The organism is Marinobacter sp. tcs-11 (genome assembly GCF_002049515.1).
Classification (GTDB): Bacteria; Pseudomonadota; Gammaproteobacteria; order Pseudomonadales; family Oleiphilaceae; genus Marinobacter; species Marinobacter nauticus.
In genome coordinates, this window is the sequence record NZ_LLYU01000011.1 from 1 (window position 1) to 21,482 (window position 21,482).

27 protein-coding genes and 1 pseudogene are annotated in these 21,482 nt (G+C 54.5%); all 28 read right to left on the reverse strand.

Annotated features, from left to right (window positions below; translation table 11 throughout):
- Positions 1–113: 113 nt before the first annotated feature.
- Positions 114–748: pseudogene (locus tag ARC85_RS12825) on the reverse strand (transposase); the annotation flags it as partial.
- Between the two features lie 1,214 nt (positions 749–1,962).
- Positions 1,963–2,376, reverse strand: coding sequence for a lysozyme family protein (locus tag ARC85_RS12830; protein ID WP_286714966.1), 414 nt, complete (start codon positions 2,374–2,376; stop codon positions 1,963–1,965).
- Between the two features lie 111 nt (positions 2,377–2,487).
- A complete protein-coding gene (locus ARC85_RS12835) occupies positions 2,488–3,297 on the reverse strand; it encodes a hypothetical protein (protein ID WP_286714967.1) in 810 nt (269 codons plus the stop codon).
- 28 nt (positions 3,298–3,325) lie between these two features.
- Positions 3,326–3,613 carry a helix-turn-helix domain-containing protein gene (locus ARC85_RS12840; RefSeq protein ID WP_286714969.1) on the reverse strand — a complete coding sequence of 96 codons (288 nt, stop codon included), beginning with the start codon at positions 3,611–3,613 and terminating at the stop codon, positions 3,326–3,328.
- Positions 3,614–3,687: 74 nt separating this feature from the next.
- Entirely contained in the window at positions 3,688–3,963 is a 276-nt protein-coding gene (locus ARC85_RS12845) for a hypothetical protein (protein WP_286714970.1), read from the reverse strand.
- Positions 3,964–4,056: 93 nt separating this feature from the next.
- Positions 4,057–5,295, reverse strand: a complete 1,239-nt coding sequence (locus ARC85_RS12850) for a hypothetical protein (protein ID WP_286714971.1) — start codon at positions 5,293–5,295, stop codon at positions 4,057–4,059.
- Between the two features lie 496 nt (positions 5,296–5,791).
- Positions 5,792–6,541: a hypothetical protein gene (locus tag ARC85_RS12855; RefSeq protein ID WP_011783184.1), complete on the reverse strand. Its 750-nt coding sequence runs from the start codon at positions 6,539–6,541 to the stop codon at positions 5,792–5,794.
- 24 nt (positions 6,542–6,565) lie between these two features.
- Positions 6,566–6,967, reverse strand: a complete 402-nt coding sequence (locus ARC85_RS12860) for a hypothetical protein (protein WP_011783185.1) — start codon at positions 6,965–6,967, stop codon at positions 6,566–6,568.
- A gap of 211 nt (positions 6,968–7,178) precedes the next feature.
- The gene (locus tag ARC85_RS12865; protein WP_011783186.1) at positions 7,179–7,448 is read right to left on the reverse strand and encodes a hypothetical protein; all 270 of its coding nucleotides are present in this window, start codon (positions 7,446–7,448) and stop codon (positions 7,179–7,181) included.
- A gap of 63 nt (positions 7,449–7,511) precedes the next feature.
- A complete protein-coding gene (locus ARC85_RS12870; RefSeq protein ID WP_011783187.1) occupies positions 7,512–7,889 on the reverse strand; it encodes a hypothetical protein in 378 nt (125 codons plus the stop codon).
- Between the two features lie 30 nt (positions 7,890–7,919).
- Positions 7,920–8,282: a hypothetical protein gene (locus ARC85_RS12875; protein ID WP_011783188.1), complete on the reverse strand. Its 363-nt coding sequence runs from the start codon at positions 8,280–8,282 to the stop codon at positions 7,920–7,922.
- A 25-nt stretch (positions 8,283–8,307) separates the two neighbouring features.
- Complete coding sequence (locus ARC85_RS12880; RefSeq protein ID WP_011783189.1) at positions 8,308–9,117, reverse strand: PRTRC system ThiF family protein; 810 nt, start codon at positions 9,115–9,117, stop codon at positions 8,308–8,310.
- Between the two features lie 12 nt (positions 9,118–9,129).
- The gene (locus ARC85_RS12885; RefSeq protein ID WP_011783190.1) at positions 9,130–9,852 is read right to left on the reverse strand and encodes a PRTRC system protein B; all 723 of its coding nucleotides are present in this window, start codon (positions 9,850–9,852) and stop codon (positions 9,130–9,132) included.
- A 74-nt stretch (positions 9,853–9,926) separates the two neighbouring features.
- Complete coding sequence (locus ARC85_RS12890; protein WP_286714973.1) at positions 9,927–11,333, reverse strand: hypothetical protein; 1,407 nt, start codon at positions 11,331–11,333, stop codon at positions 9,927–9,929.
- A complete protein-coding gene (locus ARC85_RS12895; protein WP_157680765.1) occupies positions 11,291–11,518 on the reverse strand; it encodes a hypothetical protein in 228 nt (75 codons plus the stop codon). The genes ARC85_RS12890 and ARC85_RS12895 overlap by 43 nt, the downstream gene beginning before the upstream one ends.
- Before the next feature lies 1 nt (position 11,519).
- Positions 11,520–11,729 (reverse strand): PRTRC system protein C, encoded by a 210-nt coding sequence (locus ARC85_RS12900; RefSeq protein ID WP_041657380.1) that lies wholly within the window; start codon positions 11,727–11,729, stop codon positions 11,520–11,522.
- Between the two features lie 187 nt (positions 11,730–11,916).
- Positions 11,917–12,384 (reverse strand): hypothetical protein, encoded by a 468-nt coding sequence (locus tag ARC85_RS12905; protein WP_286714974.1) that lies wholly within the window; start codon positions 12,382–12,384, stop codon positions 11,917–11,919.
- A 16-nt stretch (positions 12,385–12,400) separates the two neighbouring features.
- Entirely contained in the window at positions 12,401–12,628 is a 228-nt protein-coding gene (locus ARC85_RS12910; protein WP_286714975.1) for a hypothetical protein, read from the reverse strand.
- A gap of 55 nt (positions 12,629–12,683) precedes the next feature.
- Positions 12,684–14,552 (reverse strand): PRTRC system ParB family protein, encoded by a 1,869-nt coding sequence (locus ARC85_RS12915; protein ID WP_041657377.1) that lies wholly within the window; start codon positions 14,550–14,552, stop codon positions 12,684–12,686.
- 87 nt (positions 14,553–14,639) lie between these two features.
- Entirely contained in the window at positions 14,640–15,086 is a 447-nt protein-coding gene (locus ARC85_RS12920) for a hypothetical protein (protein WP_041657374.1), read from the reverse strand.
- Positions 15,087–15,252: 166 nt separating this feature from the next.
- Entirely contained in the window at positions 15,253–15,951 is a 699-nt protein-coding gene (locus ARC85_RS12925) for a hypothetical protein (RefSeq protein WP_011783196.1), read from the reverse strand.
- A 160-nt stretch (positions 15,952–16,111) separates the two neighbouring features.
- On the reverse strand, positions 16,112–16,375 hold the full coding sequence (locus ARC85_RS12930) for a hypothetical protein (protein ID WP_011783197.1): 264 nt from the start codon (positions 16,373–16,375) through the stop codon (positions 16,112–16,114).
- Between the two features lie 27 nt (positions 16,376–16,402).
- Entirely contained in the window at positions 16,403–16,987 is a 585-nt protein-coding gene (locus ARC85_RS12935; protein ID WP_011783198.1) for a hypothetical protein, read from the reverse strand.
- 280 nt (positions 16,988–17,267) lie between these two features.
- Positions 17,268–17,867, reverse strand: a complete 600-nt coding sequence (locus ARC85_RS12940) for a hypothetical protein (protein ID WP_011783199.1) — start codon at positions 17,865–17,867, stop codon at positions 17,268–17,270.
- Positions 17,868–17,979: 112 nt separating this feature from the next.
- Positions 17,980–18,687 (reverse strand): hypothetical protein, encoded by a 708-nt coding sequence (locus ARC85_RS12945; RefSeq protein ID WP_286714976.1) that lies wholly within the window; start codon positions 18,685–18,687, stop codon positions 17,980–17,982.
- A 51-nt stretch (positions 18,688–18,738) separates the two neighbouring features.
- Complete coding sequence (locus ARC85_RS12950) at positions 18,739–19,047, reverse strand: hypothetical protein (protein WP_011783201.1); 309 nt, start codon at positions 19,045–19,047, stop codon at positions 18,739–18,741.
- Between the two features lie 187 nt (positions 19,048–19,234).
- The gene (locus ARC85_RS12955; RefSeq protein WP_011783202.1) at positions 19,235–20,020 is read right to left on the reverse strand and encodes a hypothetical protein; all 786 of its coding nucleotides are present in this window, start codon (positions 20,018–20,020) and stop codon (positions 19,235–19,237) included.
- A 38-nt stretch (positions 20,021–20,058) separates the two neighbouring features.
- On the reverse strand, positions 20,059–21,465 hold the full coding sequence (locus ARC85_RS12960) for a DNA cytosine methyltransferase (RefSeq protein WP_286714977.1): 1,407 nt from the start codon (positions 21,463–21,465) through the stop codon (positions 20,059–20,061).
- Positions 21,466–21,482 lie beyond the last annotated feature (17 nt).

The window sequence follows — 21,482 nt, forward strand, 5'->3', positions numbered from 1 at the left end:
TTATGTTGGGAGGAGAAAGCTATCGACTGAAGCAGAAAGTTACAAGCTAGACTATGAAAGGTGGGTCAATTTTATTGGCCAAAGGTGGGTCAAAATAAATGGCCATTGACAGCCATGAAATCGATCGACCAACAGTGGTTCGTCAGTTCTGGAACGCACAGTGGCTCTGGGTTTCTGCTTGGCAGCCGCTTCTTTCCCTTTCGCCTCAGGTTGAGTTTGAGCAGGCAGTACACGCGGTAAACTCGCTTATGGTTCCAGACGTGCCCTTGGCGTCTCAGAATTTTGAATAGCTTTCTAAAGCCATACCGAGGGTACTTGTCCGTTAAAGCCAGCAGCACATCGATCACAGGATCATCACGCGATGTATCGAGCTGATAGTGGTAAACAGATCTGCTCAGGCACAGTGCCTTACAAGCCGCTCTGATGCTCAGCCCATGGGTGCCTCGCAGGTAATCAACAAGTCCGCGTTTAGCTGCTGGCTTCAGAGCTTTTTTTCGATAACGTCTTTAAGGGCTCGGTTTTCCAGACTCAGGTCCGCAAACATCTGCTTGAGCCTACTGTTCTCTTCCTCCAGCGCTTTTAGCCGTTTTATGTCGGATGCTTCCATCTCACCATATTTGGCCTTCCAGTTGTAATAGGTGCCGTCAGATATGCCTTGCTCTCGGCAAACATCCTTAACCTTCCGGCCGCCTTCAACTGACTTCAAGATCTGTACGATCTGGGATTCCGTGAACCGTGTTTTGCGCATCATCCGTTCTCCTTTCGCATTGCTGCATTATGCCGGAGAACTCTAGGTATCAGTGGTCCGATTTTAAGGGAGGGTTACAATCCCTTCGCCCGCTTTTTAATTTCTAGGAGCAAGGGCTGTTGCACCAATCTTCCGATCTCTTGTGCATTTTTTTCTGATATTAGTGATTTTCAAACTCAAGTATGAACGACCTTGGATGCCGTCTTTGTGTCAGCTACTGCCGTTCAAAGGAGCTCAAATTTAGGCCGCTATGTCGACAAGCTGTGTGAAAACAAAAACTGATGGTGAGCTCAGTCAATTAAATACGATTCTTCGATATTGAATGCATGTTGAGACAACTCTCGTGCGCGGTTTTTGATCGAATTTTGAACAGTCTAAAGTTTCATAAGAATTCTCACACAGCCTGTCGATATTACAGAAACCCTCATCCAACAGATTCGATTCGAGCTCGGTGGCCGAATAGTCGCAGCTGCTGTCATCCCAGCGGGTGCCACAAGGTGTCCGCTTTGGGGAATCAGAAATGCATGATCTGAGTGAATATTAGGGGCGACTAACAGGCGGCTTTGTTCGCACTGCGGCCCCTTTACCCTACCAACTTTTGCACAGAACGGATCGTTGCAGCTTGGTTTCTACCAACCTAGTTTTGCACAAAACGGAGGCTATGCTTGGATGACAGAAGAGCTCGATTCCAACCCTAGAATGCAAATAGCCCAAAGAACAGAGTAAAAAGCGCTGCCATTAATTTGCACGCTCCTTTGCGAGAACGAAGCTCTTCCTGACTGTTTTGATCATCAAGCATCACCAAATCTCCTTAATCATCGCTGATTGGGTGTAACGTGGTGCGCCCAACTGGCCTGGTGATGATCCAGAACTGCTGGGTTGTTCCGCTGTCCATGTGTTGGAGGGTCACCAGCTGTCTCACTTGCGGGAGTCCATATTGGAACAGAAAGAATCGTGGCTTTGTCATTGAACAGTCCGCCAACGGGTATTTGTGCTTTCCCAGGTTAATATTTTCACGCTCAACCGCAGCTTCATGCCGTGATAGCAGTCTTGGCTTCTCAATTTTGAGCATCCACCATCCCAGACAACAGGGAGTCATTATCAGTAGGGGGCTCCAAATGATGCTCAATGGGATCGCCACCATTCCCACAATAAATAGGGGGTGGGGTGGAGGTGATTTTGCTTCCGATCTACTTGTCATCCGTATTCCTATGTCAGAGCTGCTCGTAAATGGCGCGAACACGATCCCTCATGGGGTAAGATTCGCGCTCCTTACGGCCGTGGTAATAAACGGCAACAGCATCCCAAATACTGTCTTCATTGCCGCCAGCTTCGTTCATAAGCCACCAAGCCGAAGCGTAATAGTTTGGGCATGGATCATTACGAATGGACTCGCTAGAAACTCCGATTTCGCCGGCTACGTGGGGAATCACTAGGTCATAAAGCCCCATGGGGCCATAGTGTTTAGGTTTACCCTGCCAGTTGGCCCGGGCCTCCAGGACCATGGCATGGAAAACCTTTTCAGGAATCTCAAATTTTGCCGCAGCATCGGAAGCACAGGCTGGCAATTCCGCAGAGGCCTGGGCCGATGCTAGGATCAGAAATGCTGAGGCTACTGTCTTCATCATGGTTCGATTCCCAATTATGATTTCCGGTCGATTATTCTAGTGAGATCTTTGCCGCAAACGGCCTGCAGAATAGCTGACAGCATCAGTATCATTGCCCCGCCGACGAAAGGTTTAGGTCACTTTAGCCTTAGGCGCCTTCGTGCGGGTTGTCGACAGCGAGGCATAGCGCTCTTTTTCATCGTTTCGCAATTGGGACTCTGGTCGAATAATGCCAACAAAAGCGACAACCACGAGAAGCATTCCGAGTCCAACGCCGACGTAGGGGATTCCTTTGGCAAATTCCCCAACGAAGGAAATAAATTCATCGGCTTGTGCCGCTGAGGAGGGGGCGGAGGATGCCAGTGCCGCGAGGACATTCGACCCTATGGCAATCACGAAAGCAGCGATTAGTAGTATTTTCAGCTGGCCCACAGCGCGATCCCTGAGTACGCCGTCCATTTCCTTTCGTGTGGCTTTCTGCTTGGTCAGCGATGGGCCTTTCGGGAAACGCTTGTACCTGGCGTTCTGCTTGGCGATGGTCTGAAGCTGACTGTACTCATGGCCATTGACCTTCACCGTCAGCGATTCGTTGTCTGAGAACAGTAATCCGACCTTAGCCGTGGCCTCTCCGGGGCCGCTGGTTGCGATAGCACCGAATGCCGCGCCGATTAATACGCCATCCAGGATGGAGTCGTCCCCGCTCAAGCCATCAATCAGCCCGCCAGCAATGGCACCGGTTGCAATGTTGTTGTTGCGACGCTTCTTGTGCTCAAGCGTCTTTCGCTTGCGATCATCTTCAATCGTATCGGAGGTTACGATTAAGTCGAGGTGGGCGAGATCCCATACTTTGCAGGTATTCAGCAGGCTGGATTGAGCGAATCGTGTTTCTCGGATTTGGTTGTCGATAAGATCGAGGCTTTTGCCATTGGCCAGATTGATCACGTGGATTCTCCAATTTGGTAAGGAAGATTTAATTGCATTCTAGCACGCCTAAAACGTGCTGCAAATTAATCTGAATCCACTCGGGTTTGATCGGGCCCCAGTCCTTAACTCGATAGACTCCATTCTTTGTGGCCCCCGTAAATTCGCAGTGCACGCCAATCTCACCAAGCGCTGAAATGGCGTCTTGCGCTGTGCGGCGCGGCATTCCTGTTGCTTCCATGATGGCAGGAACCGTGTTGACGCCAGAATCTATAAGGTGCGCCACATAGATTCGCCTGTAGAACGCTGTTTGGGTTTTGGTGGCTCTTTTAGTCATGGTTTACGTGTCATTGGGGTGGGGTGACAATGCAGGAAATCGTTTCTGCGGTTTCCAGGGCGGTATCATCAAACTCAGTCTTTGGGGGCGGGCCAACTCATTAAAGCAATATTTTCTGGATCGAAGCTTACGATAGAGCCGTCCGCCTGTTTCAACTCATAGTGACGAGTGAAAATATTGACGTTCAGATCACCTTTCAGGGCGCAAGCGGGTTCGGTGCAGCCTTCGAGGTAAACTGTCGCGTCCTCTGTTGTCATTAGTGCCGGCGCGACCGCCCATACTAGAAGCATGACAATGAATGGCAGCATGACAACGGATAGCCACCCTGCGCTTTGGCGGTTTCTACTCACGGAAATACCTCCTCAATTCGTGCTTTTAATATAACACGGTAACGAGGTTCGGACTCCTGCCAGCCTCCATCGATCATTCGGGGATCTGACGGTTCAAGGGTCGCGGTAGTCCTTTTTGGCGCGAATCCTCGGCATGGTTCTTAATCTGTGCTCAAAGGTGGCCACATACTCACTGGTGAGTTCGATGGGTTCCAGCTTCCCGACGCCACATTCCTCGCAAATGTCTGTGTGCTGGGTGGTAGGGAGGTGGCAGTATTTGCATAAGTAGGCTTGGTCATAGCCGTGTTCTTGTATTGCCTGCAGGTGCTTGGTGTTCCGTTCAAGCCGTTTCTTTTCGGGCAACCAGTTCTTCAGGGTTGATTGCTCTCTGCTCTCCCAGGCCAGCTGCTGTTTGAGCGCGTCATGCTTGGCTTGTTCCTTGGCGTGCGCAAGATCCCTGATGCGCATTTGTTTTAGCGCTTCAGCTTGTTCGGTTGACTCGCGTTCACGTTCTTGCTGCTGCTTTCTGGCTTCTTCGGTGGCGACCTGAATTTCCTTCAGGGTTCCAAATTGCACTTCGTACTGTCGGCCCCGGCTACGCCGTTTCAGATACCGTGGGCCGGTGCTGTCAGGATTGGCTGTTAATATCAACGATGGTGGACTCAGGCTTTCCAGGTAGTTTCCGATGACCACTTCCGGTTTCAGAAGTTGCTCATTCTCGGCCGCATCCAGAAACCAAATATGAGCTGGGCTGAATCGTTTAGTGTTTGATTCAGCCAATAGCTTGTCGGCCCAGTCGACGACACCGAACGCTTGAACAACTGCGTCGGCTATCGAATCGGCGAACAAAAGCGTTCCAGGTGCTTTCTGGAAAATGTAATGGTCAAAGACGAAGCCCTGCCAGGCAATCGGATGACCGTTGAAAAGCCAGTCCCCTGGCACTGATCGATGAATCGCTGCAGGGATGGTTTCTCCCTCAGAGCATTCACTGGCTAATCGTTGTTGGGCGTAGGCAATGCCGTTTTCGGATAGTTTGAGCAGCTGGGTCATTCTTGCGTTGTATCCGGCCGGCCGCATTATGGTGTGGATCTCATTGATCTTGCTGCCGTGGCGTAAGCGGGCGTGGGTTTTCCGGGCATGTTCGTGATCGGCTTTCGCTCGCTCAATCGCTTTCTGGCTTTGTTGCCGCTCGTGCCGGGCCTTTAGATCTTCCAATCGCTTTTGAACAAAGGGTGTTTTGTCATATAGGGAACACTGGAACCACTTTCGGGGCGCCAAATGAAGTACCTGGTTTGTGAATTGTTCAGGGTCATCCACGATGGAGCGGGGCAGTTTGCTCAGGTCAATCTCCATGAGATTGTCCAGGTCCCGGGTTTTTTCGATATCCGATTTGTGCGAAACGGCTACCTCGATATACAAGGTGGCCTCATTTTTCAGGGTGGCTGTTAGATCGGGGCGCCAAAGGCGTTGGCTTTCCTCCTGGCTAACTCGGGTTTCATATACGCAGTGTATGAATGTCACTTCCCGCCTTGGGAGCTCCAGGTTTTCTACCAGGTCGTCCGGGTCATCCGGCAGACTTGAACGGAGTTCGATCGTCTTCTCTGGGATGGTGATGCCGCCATGCTCAAAAATAATCTGGATGGCCATGGAGTGAACGGCTGTCTCGTAACCGCCGGGGCACTCGGCTGCCTGATGGTGTGCAAAGTAGGATCGGTGATTCGGGTTCGATCTATGGCGAGCCTGAAGCTCGGCCCCACACCCTGGGCAGGTGCAGTTACAGGCGAGGCCGGATGGCACATCATCCGGCCGTACCAATCGCTCCCCTTGGAGTCCGAAAGGGGTTCTGAGATTATCTGAAACTTGGCGCATTCCTGTGGTCGGTCTCTTCGGTAAACCAACGCTCCATATCAATCACCAGTTCGGTGTCCACGCTTGTTATCTTCGGTGGAGGCGAAAGTTTACCTTGGTGTTCCGCCGTCTGTAGCAGGCGCTTGTTTTCAAGCTGTTCCCGTTGCTCCCGAAATACGCTGGATAAAGCCGATACCGGAATATCGAAACCGTCGTGTTCATTCATGTGCCGGCGAAGGTCTTTAAATTGTGAGGGGGCGGGTGGTGATTCGAGCAACCGTTGTGCATCGGGTGGTCGAATATCGTTTTCTTCTGCCCAAAGGGTCACAGCCTTTCGCCAGGCTTCGCTATAGGGCTGGGTATCAAATGTCACCCGATAGGCGTCAAAAGAACCATCATTCTGCCTTTTCTGATGATTGACCCGAAAGGCGGCTCTCCAATTACCTCTCCGGTTGATGAAGAAAGTCAGGGTAATGCCGTGCGCTCCGACACCGCGATACGGTTTGGTTGTCTTGTGGTCCTGCGTCACGAACAACCGGTATTGATATTCGCGGCTTTCCAGTTCCCATTGGTGGTCCAGGGCCTTCGCTCGGCGCTCCTGCTCACGAAACAACGGGTCTGACGCGTTCTGCGTCTCGGCATTTCGCGTTGAAAAGTATTTCTGATGGTAGCGACCTCCGAAAGCCCTTGTCACTCGGAAGCCGAGCCAACCGGTTGGGTGATCGCCAGCTTTATAGAGTTTGACTCCCATGTTGTCTCCCGAGGTAGTGCCTGGTTAAAGCTTATAGCAGTGGTAATCCACGCCTTTGAGCGTCCAGATCACAAAGCTGATGGTGTCCCCTTTGACTCGATACTGCGCTGTATCACGTTGAGGTTTTCCGAGCGGCGCTTCGTAAAATGAGGTCAAATGACACATTTCGCCATACTGTTCTTGGAACGATTTTCGGTTGAAGGTTATCTCGCACTGCTTTCCGTAACTCGAATCAATCTCTGGTTGGGTAATGTGCGCAACCTTTTCTTCCGACTGTGAAGCTGGATTAATCTTCTTCGTGACCAGCAGGCATTCGCCAGAGTCTCTCAGTATGCTGATTTTGTGGTAGCTCTGATTGGCGAAAGCCAGCGGGCTTAATGTGAGCATTGTGATCAGAGCGAGTATCCGGAGCTTGGGTTGTTTCATGGTTAATCCTTGTGTGACGTGTGTCTCAGTATACCGTTTGTGAGAACCTCGATGGAGGTAGTGCTTTGTTGTGTTGATGTAAATCTTCTTTTAGGCCGAACTGCGTTCGGGCTTGGGCGGGCCGGTGGCCCTTAGCTTTTGCGTCCAGTCGGGCCTGCCCTCCCGAACACGTAACCACACCGCGCTTGCGGTGCGGTTGCTGGCGGATTGGCTAGATCGGTTTGCCGGCGTTCTGATAACGCGTTTCTTCATCGCAAGGCGTGATCGGGGTGCCGTTGTGCTGGGCTTCCAGGTCGAAATCCTCCGGTTGCCTGATGGCAATCTGATCGTGGTAAATGTCCAGGGCGGCGTTTGCCAGATGGCGACTTGGTACAGCTGCGTTGATCTGGATGACAGTTTGCTCCGGCACCTGCCGGTCGAGCGGGTGGAGTTCGTTCAGTGGCTTGCGAGGGGTGGCGTGAATCGTGACGATTGCTGGCATGGTGTGTTCCTTTTGAGTGGTGTGGCCCTCGCGTGGATTCGGAGGGCTGGTTCGTGGGTTGGGTCAGGGTGCAAAGGGTTCGTCGAGTGAGAATCCTACGGCGCGACTGAGGCTGGACAGGCTGTAGTTGTCCTGCCATGCGGCTCCGCAATTCATGCAGAACACCTCCTGAAAGGCGGTGGTGTTGTCGATCTGAACTTCGTCTCCATTGATATTCCGGCTCTTGCACGAGGGGCAGGAGGCGGGGTCGTGGTTCAGGTAGTATTCGGCAACGGTAGCCGTCCCGCTGAGTTGCTCTCGGGCGTCATTCAGCATGGTGACGGCTGAGGTAAAGTCCTCATTTTCAAGGTCGCACTGGCGAGCGGCGTTCAGCAGTTCCTCGATCTGGCCGAGGTCGAATTTCAGTGGCAGTGCGCGCTTTGCGGTTGTTGCTGTGGTCATGGTGTTACTCCGATTAAGGTGTTGGGTGTCTCAGGCGGCGTCGTCCGCCAGCAGATAATTGATGGCGTCCTGGCCAAGAATTTTCCAAACGTCCTCTGCGTTGTAGAGTCCGTCGAGGTATTCAAACTCGCAGGGAATCGCCCCGAAGTTCACTACCGTGTCCTCCGCGTACACCATGAGTTCGTACCAGCGACGAATCTCACCGGCCTCAATGGACACGCGAACGTTGTCGTAGTGGGCTTCCATGCGGTCGGCAAATTCATCCAGGCGGACGCGTTCGCCGCGCCCAACCAGAAAGCCGTAGTTGGCGACGAGGTAGCCCGCTTTTGGGAGAATGGCGGGGGCTGAGGTGGAGCCAACGGTATCGGTGCGGGTGATGTGTGCGTAGTCCATGTGAGTCTCCGGTGCTGTCGTTTTGTTAGTGTTTCGTGCTGTTGATGGGCATGAAGGGGATGCCCTGGCTGTAGCCGGTGGCCAGATCAAGCATGACGCCGTTGAAACCCAGCTTGCTCTCGCGTAATAGCTTCCAAAGCATGTTGATGGCAGCGCCGGATACGCTCTGGTTGATCATCAGGTCTTGTCGGGCCAGGGACTCGGCTGCGGAGCAGGAAGGCCGGTTGTCGTCCTCGCGGGTGGCCATTTCGGGGAAATGCGCCAGTGCAGTCGGCCATTCGTCAGAGATTTGGTTGTCTCCAAACCGCCCGAACACCACTTGCCCCTTGTCCTTATCGCAGCCCAGGTCGAGCCAGTACGTGTCTGCGTGGCCACGGTAGCCGTTCACTATCCAGGGATTGTTCTGGTGGCGATCATCGGGCTCAAAGCGCGCCAGCGCTTCTCTGCGGGCGTCCAGATTGTCTACCGCTGTAATGACCAGATCGAAGCGACCGAGGCGGCTGTTGCGGTTGAATCGCTCCGGCAGGGCTGTCCAGTTGGTGCCCATCATCAGGTTGGCGCGTTGTACCAGTGCAATGGCTTTGTTCGCACCCACTTCGTGAGGCCAGAACCGCTGGCGGACGACATTGCTAGGGGATACTTCGTCGTCGTCCATGACCGTCACTGCCAGCCCTTTGCCGCCGAGGGTGATCAGGGCATGGTGCAGGCGAACAAGGCCGTCAAACAGCTCTGAGCCGTTACCACCGGCCCCGATCATCAGAATGTCCAGCGGACTGCTGGCGTTCAGGAAGCTGGGAGGCGCGGTGCGGACAGGTTTCTCGATTTGCATTGTCATGGCACTCTCCGGTCAGAAGCGGGCGTTACGGGTGGTGATGTGGCGCATCCATTGTTCCAGTTCGCAGCCCATATCCTTGAGCTTGCTGACGGGGAAGCGGGCCTTGCCTTGCAGGTCTTTGAAGAAGGTTTCCATTTGCTTGTTGCTACCCACGGTTGAGGTGTCCTCCACGGCGGCGTACTCGGGGTTCCAGTGCGTAAACGGCGAGGTGAAGAACATATCTTCCAGCTTTTCGATCTGGCCCTGATGGGGGCGGTCGGGTAGGCGGTTGCCACCGGAACACCAGTGGCCGATATTGCTTTGAATGTTGGGCAGGCCGCAGTGCAGAAGCTTGGTGTTGCGCTCAGGGCGGCGCTCGCCTTTGTAGGCCGCAACGTGCAGGGAGCCTTTGTGTAGCATAAAGACAAGGGACGGTACGGCAACGGTGTATTCGTGTCCCACAATGTTGACGACTGTTTTCGAGCGGGGGCGATACCACATCATCGTCTCATGTGAGGAAGCCAGGCACTTCGCGTCCAGAAATTCCAGATCGGAACCCCGGTAGTCGCCAAGCATGGCCATCAGGGACATTTTGTCGTCATGCCCGAACGGGCGACCGGCCCCAAGCACTGACTTGGTTTCGGTGTGGTGAATGTCGTGGGCAAGGATTGAGAAGGTGTCTTGCGAGTCGCCAAAGCGGGCGCGGTGAATGACGAGGGCGCAGCTTTGAACAAAGGTGTCTGGTTGTTGGGTCATGGCTAATCTCCGGTCATTTCTTATGCTTTCATAGTACGCCATACGCGTACCTAAAGCAAGCCGGATTTAGCGTTTTACTCGGTGTCGTCGTTGCCGATCAGGAACAGTTCGGCCAGCAGTTGGTGTCCCTTGTTGAGATCGTTGACCCATTCAAGGATGGTCTTTGGGTCTGCATCCCATGACAGCATGACGGCGCCATCGTCGCCCTGCATATACATTTCGTGCATTTGTTCAGCGTACTGTGCGCACAGGCGGTCGTCCTCGCAGTAGACGGGGGTTAGTTCGTCCAGAACTGGCAGGGTTGCCTCACTGCTATCCGACACCAGATGCGCCCGCTCCACGCACCAGTTTTCTTTGCCCTGGAAGGGCTCAAGCGCCGATGCCACATCGTTCAGCCATGTGCTCAGGCGTTTGTCGTGTTCGGTTTTTGGTGCTGGCAGGCTTGCCATTGTTTTCGTAAGTAGGTCTACCGTTGCTTCGGCCTCCAGCTTCCAGTTTCCTACGATCTCTTGGTGCATAGTGACTTCGGCAACATAGTGCTCCCATGCCTCATAGCACTCGATGATAAAGCAGTTGCTGGCGCTGATTGCTTCCTCCACGTTTGCTTCGGAGTCGTCAAGATTGTGAGCCGTGAGGTATGCGGCAATACCGTTAAGGTCATCCTCAACTTCGTCGATCATCATGCCCCCCATATCCGCTAAGTTGGTGGGGGTGTAGAGGGGAAAGAGGTGCTTCTGAATCAGGGTGAGGCCCAAGGTCATCGCCTTCCAGTAGGCGGTGCTGGTTGTGATTACATCAACGCCTAGTTCCAGTCCCATCGTGTGATCGGCTCCCATCAGTAGGCCGCCGCCAATATTGGTCTCACCGGCAAAGCACAGGGTTAGCTCAAGTGGCTCTCCGTGGTGCAGAACGTTAGGGTTCATGCGCTCGTTGAGTTCTGCGGCGATTGCTTTGAGGGTGCCTGCCAGAGCGTGGTTGAACGCGGCCCAATCGGCACGAATGTCCTGATCGGGGTTCTGGTTGATCTGCATCAGCTTGTGAAGCTCATTGATCAGGCGCGGGTCGATCACTTCTGGTAGCTGCTTTGCCCAGGCGGTCACGAACCGGCCAATCTGTCGCAGTGGGGCGATTTCGGTCAGGCGGCTGTGAATGCCGCGAATGATCTGGTTGCTGTCGTCATTGGCTGCGTGTGTCGAGAGATAGCCAATGGCTGACCAGAGACGGTTGGGGTGGCTTTTGTTGTCCGCCAGCCAGCGCGCTTGATCGGCGCTTACATTGCCGGACAGGGCCAGCAGGCGAATTGTGTCGGCCAGCGTCTTACGGGTTGGCTGGTGCGGGAATCGGGTATCGCGGAATACCTCGCCCATCAGCGTTTGGGTGTCCGGCAGTGTTGCCAGACGGTGAGCCGCCAGCATAGGCTGGCTGGCCCACGCTGGGTTTACCTGGGCAGGTTGGGCATCATGGTTTCCGGCATCGGGCATCCCTTGACCGAAGTGGCCAGTCTGAATAAGTCCCTGAGTTCGTGCTGCGCCAAGCATGATGCATCCCCTGTATTTGTTTCGTTGAAAGTTGAGCCGAGACGTTGCTGGTCATGCGTCTGTTTGACCGGCTTGGAGGGCAACGGCTCGGTTGCCCATTCCTCAAGCTCGGCCAGCGCCTTGGCCATGCTATCCATTTGCGTGGTACTCATTCGGGACGAGCTGATACACAAGCTGGTCATTCTCAATGCCGATTTCGTTCACTTTGCCGAATCGAAGCGTTGGGTACTGATCTTTGTAGAACTCAAGCACCTGATCAGGCGTCAGATCGGAATCAGGGTCGGGGAGGTCGGTCGCACCGAAGCGGAATGCGCGGGTCAGAACGGTTGCTTGGGCCATGTGTATTACTCCTTGTCAGTGTTGAATGAAGGATCACCTTCACTTGTTTTAAGTGTACGCGTATGGCGTACTTATGACAAGGGGGGTTGATGGTTTTTTCGGGTGATAAGATGAAAAAAGCCACCGGCAAGGCCGGTGGCAAAGGCTGGCGGTGCCAGCTCTGGAGACTCGCCACCCATGACGAGATTTACAGATCGAAACCGGCGCTAACCGTGGAGTCGTCGGAATCGGTCGATGTGTCTGTGTCCTGTGTGGTGTTGACCGGCCCTGGGCTGTCGCTTGCAGCAGCGGTAGTCTGTTCGGTTGCCTTTTTGGGGCCTTTCTTCGCATCTTTGGCGGCGGCAGCAGAAATGGCGGCATCCAGGGCGGCGGCACGATTGGCCCATCCGTTGCGTTTACCGGCCTGTTCTTCAACCATGTTGGCCAGCTTTTCCTCAATGGCGTCAGGTTCGCCAACAACTTTGATTGGCTGGGCCAGGGCGGCGCTCAGCAGGCGCAGTTCCTCGGGCGCTTTGTCGGACACCGGCCCAACCAGTGGCTTGACCACAACCATGAGTTCGCCTTCGGTGCTGGCGGCGGAAATGTCCATTGTGATCTTGGCGGTCTTGCTGTTTAGAATCGGAGTAACGGCGTTGAGCAGGGATGCAGGGTTCATGGTTTTTCCTTTTTCGTTAGTTGGCTTGCGTAGTCAGTTCTTCGGGAACCGTCATCAGGTTTGTGTCAGTCTGGTCTTTGCAAAAGATCAGGCCTTCTTCCAGGTCAATTTGTTTAACCTCAACCCACCGGGGTTTCTCCGCCCCGTTAAGGTCAGACCACCACAGGCGGTCGCCGGTCTGGATGGGGTGATCGTCCTTGGTGTGGGGCTGCCAGTTCATGGTTTCGGCGGCGACGTTGTTCATACGGGTGTCCTGTTCTCTTGTGGGCTGACCTCAAGGGTCAGCCCGTTCAATGGGTTTATGCTTTGAGCTTCAAGCCTTCCGGCAGGTAGCCTGCAAAATCGAAGGGTGAATCCTTCACGGCTTTGATCAGATCGCCTTTCTTGCCAGCGGCCAGTTTGGCGAATGCCTTTTCACCGTGTTCTTTGTCGTAGGCTTCCGCGAAACCAGAGTCTTTGAGGCGTTGCGTGGCCATTGGCTTGGTGAATGGCTCCAGGTACTCGCTGTCCATTGTGAAGTGCTTGGTCAAATCCACTTCGCGGGACTTGGCTACCCAAACCGCTACGGAGCCGAAAGCGTCCTTTTCGTTCTCGCCACCAAATGAGCTTTTGGCCTTCTGCATAACCTTGGCGGCAATCCGGCGCTGCATGGTGGTCAGTTGCTCCATGCTCAGGGTGTCCAGCATGGCGGCAGCTTTGGCGCGGTTCTCGCCGGTCAGGTTCATCGGCCAGCCCTGGGGCTTTTTGTCTGGCTCTACATTGGCGTCGGACATCATGCTCAAGACGCTGATGATCAGGGCAGTCTTGTCGTCCTCGTAAACGTGAGCGGCAGCGGCAGTCCGGTGTACCTGATGGTGAAGATCAACGATCTTGCGTGGAATTGCGCTCTTGGCAACCTCTGGCTTCTTCGCGGGCTTTGCGGCTGCTTTGGACTTCGCGGCACTCGCGGAGTTGTCGGTGGTTTCAGTTGCCTTTGCTTCTGAGGTTGCTGTATCGACCTGAGTAGCTGGCTTGTCGCTGTTGTCTGTGGCTGGTGCCTTGTCAGTGGCGATCAGGTTTTTATGCTCCTGCACTTTGTTGGTGTGGCAGGGCAGGTTGAAGCAGACGTTCTTGGTGACAGCAGCGCGGGAGCCGAGCGTGTTGTCGATGGTTGCGCCGTAGTGTTCGCAGCTTTGGCAGGCGGTGGCCTGTTCTTCGCCAACACCATATGTGCCAGACTCAACAATCACCGTGGTGGTGCCTGCCGCCAGTTCGCTGGTAAAGGCGACACGGTGGAAGGATTCAGATAGGTCGGCTTTCACGCTGTCCAGATGGTTTTGGTTTTTCTTGTTGAAGCACTCTTTGTTCAGGCAGCGGGCTTTGCCGAGCGACTTGCTGTCGGCAAACAAAGAAGTCTGCGTGTTTGAGTTGTGCGGGCAGGTCTGGCAATCGGTCAGATCGAATGCCGCCGCTTTCAGCGTCAGGGCCATGCCGGAAATGATCTTGCTCAACTGATCAACCGTCAGGTTCTTCTCAAGAATGGCCTGAAGCGCATTCTTCTGTGAAGTTTCACGAAGGCTGGACAGCAGTTGTGCATGGCCGAGAGCAATCTTTTCGTCCACCAGTGCTTGCGAAACTTCGTCGCAGCAATGGGTTAATTGAATCCGGCCATCAAAGAACGCAGGCGTCCAGCCCATGATGCGGCAGACTTCTTCCTTGTCCTTGCCTTGGGCCAGCAGGGCTTGTGCGGCCAGTCCGGCGTCAACGGGGCTCATATCAATACGCTGGATGTTCTCGGTGGCCGCATAGTCCAGCATTTCTTCGTCAGTCAGGTGCTTGATCAGGGCAGGAATTTCGGTGCGACCAACCTCGCGGGAAAGCAGTAGTCGGGTTTCGCCGGCTACCAGTTCATACTCTCCGTCGATCTGAGGGTGTGGGCGTACCAGGATGGGCTGGATTACGCCTTTGTCGCGGATAGACTCGCGCAGGTCGGACATTTTGGACTTGGAGCGAATCCGGCGCGGGTTGTGGCCTTCACGCTTGTGGATGCGGTCAGTGGCAATGATGGATGCTTCCTCTGCCTGCTCGGTTACGGGGGCTTGGGCTTTGGTGCTGTATCCGCCGCTGATCGCTTCGGCAAACATGGATTGGTTCTCGTTTGCTTGGGTGGTTTGGGTATCCAGTGTCATGCGAATCACCTCATCGCTATGGCTTTATTGTATAAATGAAGTGTACGCGTATGGCGTACCCTTTGCAACCCTGATTTACGCTTTTTGTCAGAATTGTGGGTAGCCAAATATGCGGCTCATGCCCTCTCGGTGTTCAACCCGCTCTGCAAATTGAAAGACATAATCCGCCGACAGTTGGAGCCGAAACCACTTCTTACGAAATGTCTCGGCGGGCCAGGCCCGATTCGTGATAATGCGATCACCAGGCGTTAGCCATTGATAGAGGGAATCCCCGTTGGGAAATGTTTTGTCGCAGCCATAGCCAAGCTGTTCGGTAAGCCGGATATTGTGAATGCCAAGTCGTTGTGTTCGGGTCAACTTTGACAGGAAGTTGATCAGCGGGGATTCCGGAATCAAGATCGGAGCATCAATCTGCTCGTTGCCGGTAACTCGTGTTTTCCTGGGCGTTGCCTTTGTGTTTGATGCCCCGCCAGGACAAAGGCCGTCCATTCGGGAATAGTTGGGGCGTTGAAGTTCGTGTCGTCGGTTGGGCATCAGTGTCATCCGGGGTTCGCGTAGTACAGACTATAGTGGCCGATACGATGTAGCCATTTTAGCGTGATTGGATGATCGGAGGGCGGGAGTGGGCTGCTTCAGGATGGGGTTGTCGCCTTTTGGCGACATTCAAGGGGCGGCGCCAGTTTTGGCGCCGAAGTGTTGGTCAACCTGCGTTGCGGTCGGCCACGGCGTTCATTCGTTGCTTCCGCCAGTTCTGATCGCCGCAATCCATGACTTTGCTTTCAAGTACCATAGTCATTAATGGTTTGAGTCCTGATAGCGGAAAGCTGGCGGAATAGATTGGTGTGAATGTGGTGGGCTTGCGATACCAGACGCCAATCGACTCTGTGCCTCCCATGATCTGATCTTCCAAAGCCTGCCGAGCGGTGTCGGGGTTGAAAGGGAAGAACGAAACGGACATCAGCGCAGGCCCCGATCGGGTATTGACCGGTGTTGCTCCGATACGTGTTGGGTTATATCGGCCAACCTCGTCTACCGTGATGATCTGATCAAGTTCACTGTTATTTATCGCATTGGCCAGGTCTGGCGTTTCAAATAGTGCCTGCGCACCGTCTACATTCCTGGGCAGCTTGTGAACGAAGGTGTAACTCGGTATTCCGGTTCCCTGGTCGCACTGCACCGTGAGATTCAGGTATTCCCCATCATCGCGCTCATAGCGAACGTGTGTTTGGCCTTGCACCTTTTCGACCGTCCATTCGTTCTCAGCAATAGAGGGGAAAGATAGGGTGGCCAATGCGAATCCGGCTGTTAGTGCGGCGTATCGTATGTGCTTGCCAATCACTTCGGGCTCCATAGTTTCAGCTTGTTGAACTCTTGTTTGCAGTTGGTATCGCAATCGCATTCCAGGATGCGGTTTCTGAGAAGGGGTTTTATGTGGTCAGGTGTCTCATTCCATCCACCGCGTTGTTCAAGGTATTCCTTAACCAGCTGGAGATTGGGGCATTGCTGGGGGTTGCTCATTTGTTTGCCTGTATCGTTGCATTGGTCGTCGTTTTTTGTGCCTACAAGTCGTTGTCTATCGTGGTTGGGAACCATGATTCATCCTTTGTTAATGTCGGTGACCAATCGTCAAGGGAATCGTCTTTTTTTCGTTGGCCGGTTGTCGGACGACTATTCGTAAACAGCCCCATCGGTAGCCACCAAAGAACCAACAGGACAATCCCGACAAGGGTGTAGCCGCTATTAAATGCCACGGCCACTGCCCAAAAAACAGTGGCGGTCATCAGAAGGTAGGTGACGATCAGTTTTGGTGTAATCGTGATCATTGGGCGCTCAATCTATCTGTGACTTGTTCAACCTGCCTGTTGTTGCAGTCGGTCTGGCAGTTCCCGCATTGGGCGTCCCGTATACAGTGGGTCGCACCGGCCCATGCCCTGGGCAATCTCTTTGAGTTTCATGGTGAACAATACCATTCGCTGGGCGTCCGAATTATCCCGGATTTCAAAACCGTATCGGGTATCCGTAAAGAATGGAACCTTGGCGATCATCCGGTGAGTCGTGATTCCAAGGGTTTCCGCGTTGTCCTGGCTCCAGGTTACCGCCATGATTGACCGTTTGCGAAGTTCGGTTGCTGTCAGGATTCGGGCTTGCTCTATCGCCTTGTTGAGTTGCCGGATGAAATCGGCTCCCCGAACTTGTTGCCCGCGTCGATCAAGGTATTTTCCGTGATCAAACTCGCGCTCCATACGAAAAATGAATCGCTGGTGAAATTCGTCCAGACTGCCAATGAAAAGAAACGTCCAGCGAGCGTCGCTGGCGGGCTGGTCAGTCTCGTGGATGCGGCCCATCACGACGATGGCCGGAAGACTTGACCGGGAGCTGGCCAGAGGGTTCTCGGTGGTGAATACCTGGAATGCCTGCAAAATTGTGGCGCTCACGGCTTACTCCTTTCTGTGGTTGTGCGTAGCAGTAGAAAAAAAGCCCCGGCACCGGAAAAGGAAGAAACGGTTGCCGGGGCAGCTGCTACCATCAACGCCTTGATGATGTGGTTAAGGTACGCCAAACGCGCACACTCTGTCAATCATTAATTCAGATTAAAGTATACCAAGGGATACGATATGGCAGATCGGTGTCGCTGTATTCGGAAGGGTGGGGCTGGCGGTCCAGTTGTACCGGCAACCGCTCAGCGTGACCGGTTGCCGATGGTACGGTGGTTGGTTAGCGCGGGGCCATGCCTGGATCGTCGTCCTCGCCATCATCAACCGTTCGGGTTTGTTCGCCGGGGCCGTGTTCGGCTAACGCCGTCAGAGTGCTGGCGGTCTTACGCAAGTTAGTTGGAGTTCCGTCCAGCCCGTAGTCAAAGGTATAGCTCTGACTTTCCATGCGCTCCTGGAACTCCCGGCAGGCGGTATATGGGTCGTCCTGTTCAAGTGCAGTATTCAGGTCATCGATCATATCCTGGATAGCCAAAGGCAGATCGTCTATCCGCTGAAACAGGTCAACCGGCGCGCTGATCGGTACAAAGGCGGGCCGTTCCAGCCACGCCTCCATATCGCTGGCCAGTTGATGCTGGTAATCCGGTGAAAGGTTGGCCGCAGCATCCAGGCGGCTGGCTGAATCAATCGCTTTGTCGGTCAGCTCTGTGATCTGATCGGTTGTGTGGGCAACCGTCAGGCAGTTGTCACCAGCGACGAAAAATACCTGGCGCAGTGCAGGGGTTGGCGTGGTAATCGCTGGCCCTTGTTGGCTTGCCAATGCTTGATGAACCCGGTTCCATGCTTCGGTTAATCGGTGAAATGCTGGGTTGCTGGTTGGCATCGTGGGTATCCCGCGTTGTGATTCGATCAATCCTCAGATTGTGATTCGGTTCCCAGGGAGCTACAAGGCGGCAGGTCGCCTATGTGGCGTTTTGGATACGCTGATTGTTCTGTCATTCGGTTCGCGTTTTCCAGATCGGTTTCCATCGTCGATTCCGATAAAAGTCGTCGTTCCTGGAAATCATCAGAAGGGCCGGCTTCTGTTCGAGTTCGTAGAGCGAATAACCAAGGCTTGCCTTTCGGGCTGGCGGATTGCCAGTTTGGTTCACCAGTAAGGGAACGAATTGGCTTCGATATGGGTTGTAGCTGCGAACCCAAGGGCCAAGAAATCTGCCGTTGCCTTCTTCGTTCACCTGGAGGCCGTGGGCAATGTGCTTTTCCCAAAAGGGGATTCGTCTTGGATTGTTGTGGTCAGTCGATGAAAGCTTGCCTTCCAGCCAAGGGTCGGGGCCGCTCACCTGCAGGAAGTCCTGAAAGGCCAGATCGAGTAGCCAAGTGTTGATTCCGAGCCCTTCCAGTTCACCGCTGTTGGTGATGTCAGTGACTTTGGCGATATTTGATTCACTGTGTCCGGCGCTGATATACAAAATTTCGTGAGCCATTGATGGGCGTTCGCGCAAATCCCCGTTTTGCGGCAGTTGCCGTGTGACCTTGAATGACCAGTTGGCGCCTTTCAGGTCTGTCGTCACCACTATGCGGGCTTTCGGAGTAAGGTGCTGGCGGTCTTCCATTACGACACTCAACAATGACGCGGCGACGTGCTTGTTCGCAAAGCGCTCAAACTCGGGCCGGTTAAAAATCAGGTATTCCGTCTTCTTCATAGTGCATCCTTATGGCGATTGGCTTGCCAACGGGTTACGACGAGTTGGAAATTAAAGCACATTGGCGGTCTGTAGGATTGTGATGCCTTGTAAGACGGCGCTACCAATCAGGGCAGTCACGTTGATCAGGTTTGCCAGACATTGCCTTTGCCAGTAGTGGGGGATGATGTAGGTTAGTGGTGCTAAGGCAATGAGTGAGCAAGTGGCAAGTGTGGAGTAGGGTGCCACTGCCGGAAGCGTGAGCATGGCGATTGCCCCGGCAAACATTCCTACGAGCAGAATCCCGTAAAGGGCGCCGCCTACGAAGTCTCTTGTGATCACCCTGTCTTTTGTTGCGATAGTCTGCGTATGTTGCTCCATAACTGCCTCTTTTAGCGGGAGTGGTGTGGTTGGTGAGTGTTCATGTGTGCCCTGGTGTGAGCTTCAACGCTGTGCCGTAGTCATGCGGGCCGTTGGCCCTTTGCTTGTGCCTCGGCGGGCGTTGCCCACCAAGGCGGTGGCGGGTCGGGCTTCGCCCTCCCTGCCGGGAGAGCGGTTGCCGTCCGGTTTAGCCCGTTACCTTGTCCCATTGCTCAATGAATTGCTCAAGCCAGATCAGGCGGGCCGGATGGATATTCAGGTTGTCGGTGTGCAGCAGCTCGTCAGCGCTCATGTGTGGCAGGTTTGCGGCCTGACAAAACGCACGTAGGGCGTCGATTAGTCCTGCCTCGGTCGTGATCGCTGCCAGATTCAGGTTGAGCCAGCGACGATCTTGGTTGAGTGATTGCGGCAGTCCGTACAGTCCCACGTAGTCGATGGGGTAGCGCGTGGCTTCATCCTTCGTAACCCAGCCTTTCCTATCGTTCCAGTAGCCTCGCCCGTTCTCGGTTCGTGCCTCGCTGGCGCTGAAAATAGCCCATGTGTTGGTTGTGGCTTGATTCGGGGCCAGAGCCACGAAATCGCATTCATCCCCAAGACTCAAAAGCAGTGAATGCCGAACATTGTTGACGGTCTCCAGGGGAGTGAAGTGACTGGCGTTATCAAGACCTGTCCAGCCGTGATCGTCGCTCCAGTATGCCTTATCTTCGCTGGTGCTGCGTTCGCGCTTCAGTACCAGCGGGGCGTTGTTGTCTTGGGTGCCGTTCATGGCGTCTCTGATCGCCTCTACGGCCTCCTCGGCGCATTCGATCTCGTAGTGGCCTTGGGCAATGTCCTCATTGCTGTAGTCGCTCTCAGCGCTGAATCGCTCAAGTCGTTCGTCTTTGCCGAGTTCAACGAGGGCTGCGAGGGCTTCAACATGATCGGGGCGAAGGCGAATCAGTAGGTTTGCAGTGGTGTTGTTGGTGTCGGTCATAGTGATGTTCCTTTCGTGTGTTGGGGTGGTGCTGGCGGTTAAGCCGCCAGCGCCGTTGGTTCGATGTGTTGGGTCATGGTCGGGAGCAGTGTTTCCGCCAGTGTTCGCAGGTTGTGGCCCAAGGCGGCGCCGATGGCCTTGAACAGCGGGTAGATCACAGATTGCCCCAATACTTCGTGTGCCACGGTGTTGGCCAGCTCACAGGTTTCTATCCAGCCCTTCGGGAGCGCCTTCACGGCAGCGTGCTCTGCGACCGTCAGCAGGCGCGTATAGCGGGGTTTGGTTGGGTGCATGATGTGTGGGTCGGTGCTGCGGATTCTGGCGTATCCGCGAGTCACGGTGTTGATGTAGCTTTCTTCGCCGGTATACAGCTGGCGCTGAAAGCCGCTGCCTTTCTTGGCGTCACGGAGCGCCTTTTCTTCGAGGTAGGTGTGGATGGCCCAGCGGTCATCGTCCTCGCTGATCGGCTCCAGTACGTCCGCCAGCTTTTCTTCTTTGACGCGCAATGGCTTGATGTCGGCCAGATTAAACATGCCTGCCTTGGCAAGATCGCGGCTCATGGCAATGACTACGGCGCGGTCGCGGTTTTCCAGTGCGCCGAAGTCACAGCCGTTCAAGGTGGTCTCGACCAGAATCGTATACTTCCAAGAAGCCAGAACCGAGCGGATAACGGCCATGCTCGGAGAGTTCAGCAGCTCCGGTGTGCATTCGATGATGGCTGCCGCTGGCTGGAACTTCTTAATCCATTCCAGTGAGGTAAAGAACAGGGCTCCGGCTTCAGGGTGTTCCTCGGCGCTGGCCAGTTTGCGCTTGCTACGTCCGGCCTTTGATTGGCCGCTGCAGGGTAGACCGATCTCCATCAGGTCGGCGCTCGGAACGTGGTCAAACTCCATATCCTGAACGGGCGCGTTCACCAGTACGCTGGATGAATCGAACAGGTCGGCGTTTGCCTTCAGGGAGGCGTCCAGATAGCGCCCGTCAATTTCCGCTGCCAGCAAGGTGCGGGTTTTGATACCTGCGCTGCGCCAGCCGTCATGCAGCGACCGCGACATCACCCCAGCTCCGTGGTACATGCTCACGACATTCAGCGGCTCACCCTTGAGCAGCTTGGTCAGTAGGTCACGGTCACGCTTGAGCGCCTTCATGGAGTTCGCCAGACGACGAATCACGATGCGGCCGCGACGGACAACGGCCCGGAGTTTGGTGCCGACAGGGAACCACTCGCCAACTTCCTTGCTGTTCAGGTCGATGATCGGCTTGTCCTTGTAGGCGGATACCTTGCGATCACCGTCTTTGCAGGCTTTGAGGGTGACGGTGCCGTTCTTGAAGCTGATGTTGTACCGGGTGTCCTGAGTAAATGCGCCACGGGCCAGACGTTGGCCTTCCAGCCAAATGCGGGGCTTTCCGCGATTGATCTTGACGGTGGGGGCGAGGATGGTGGTCATGGGTGTTCTCCGCTGTT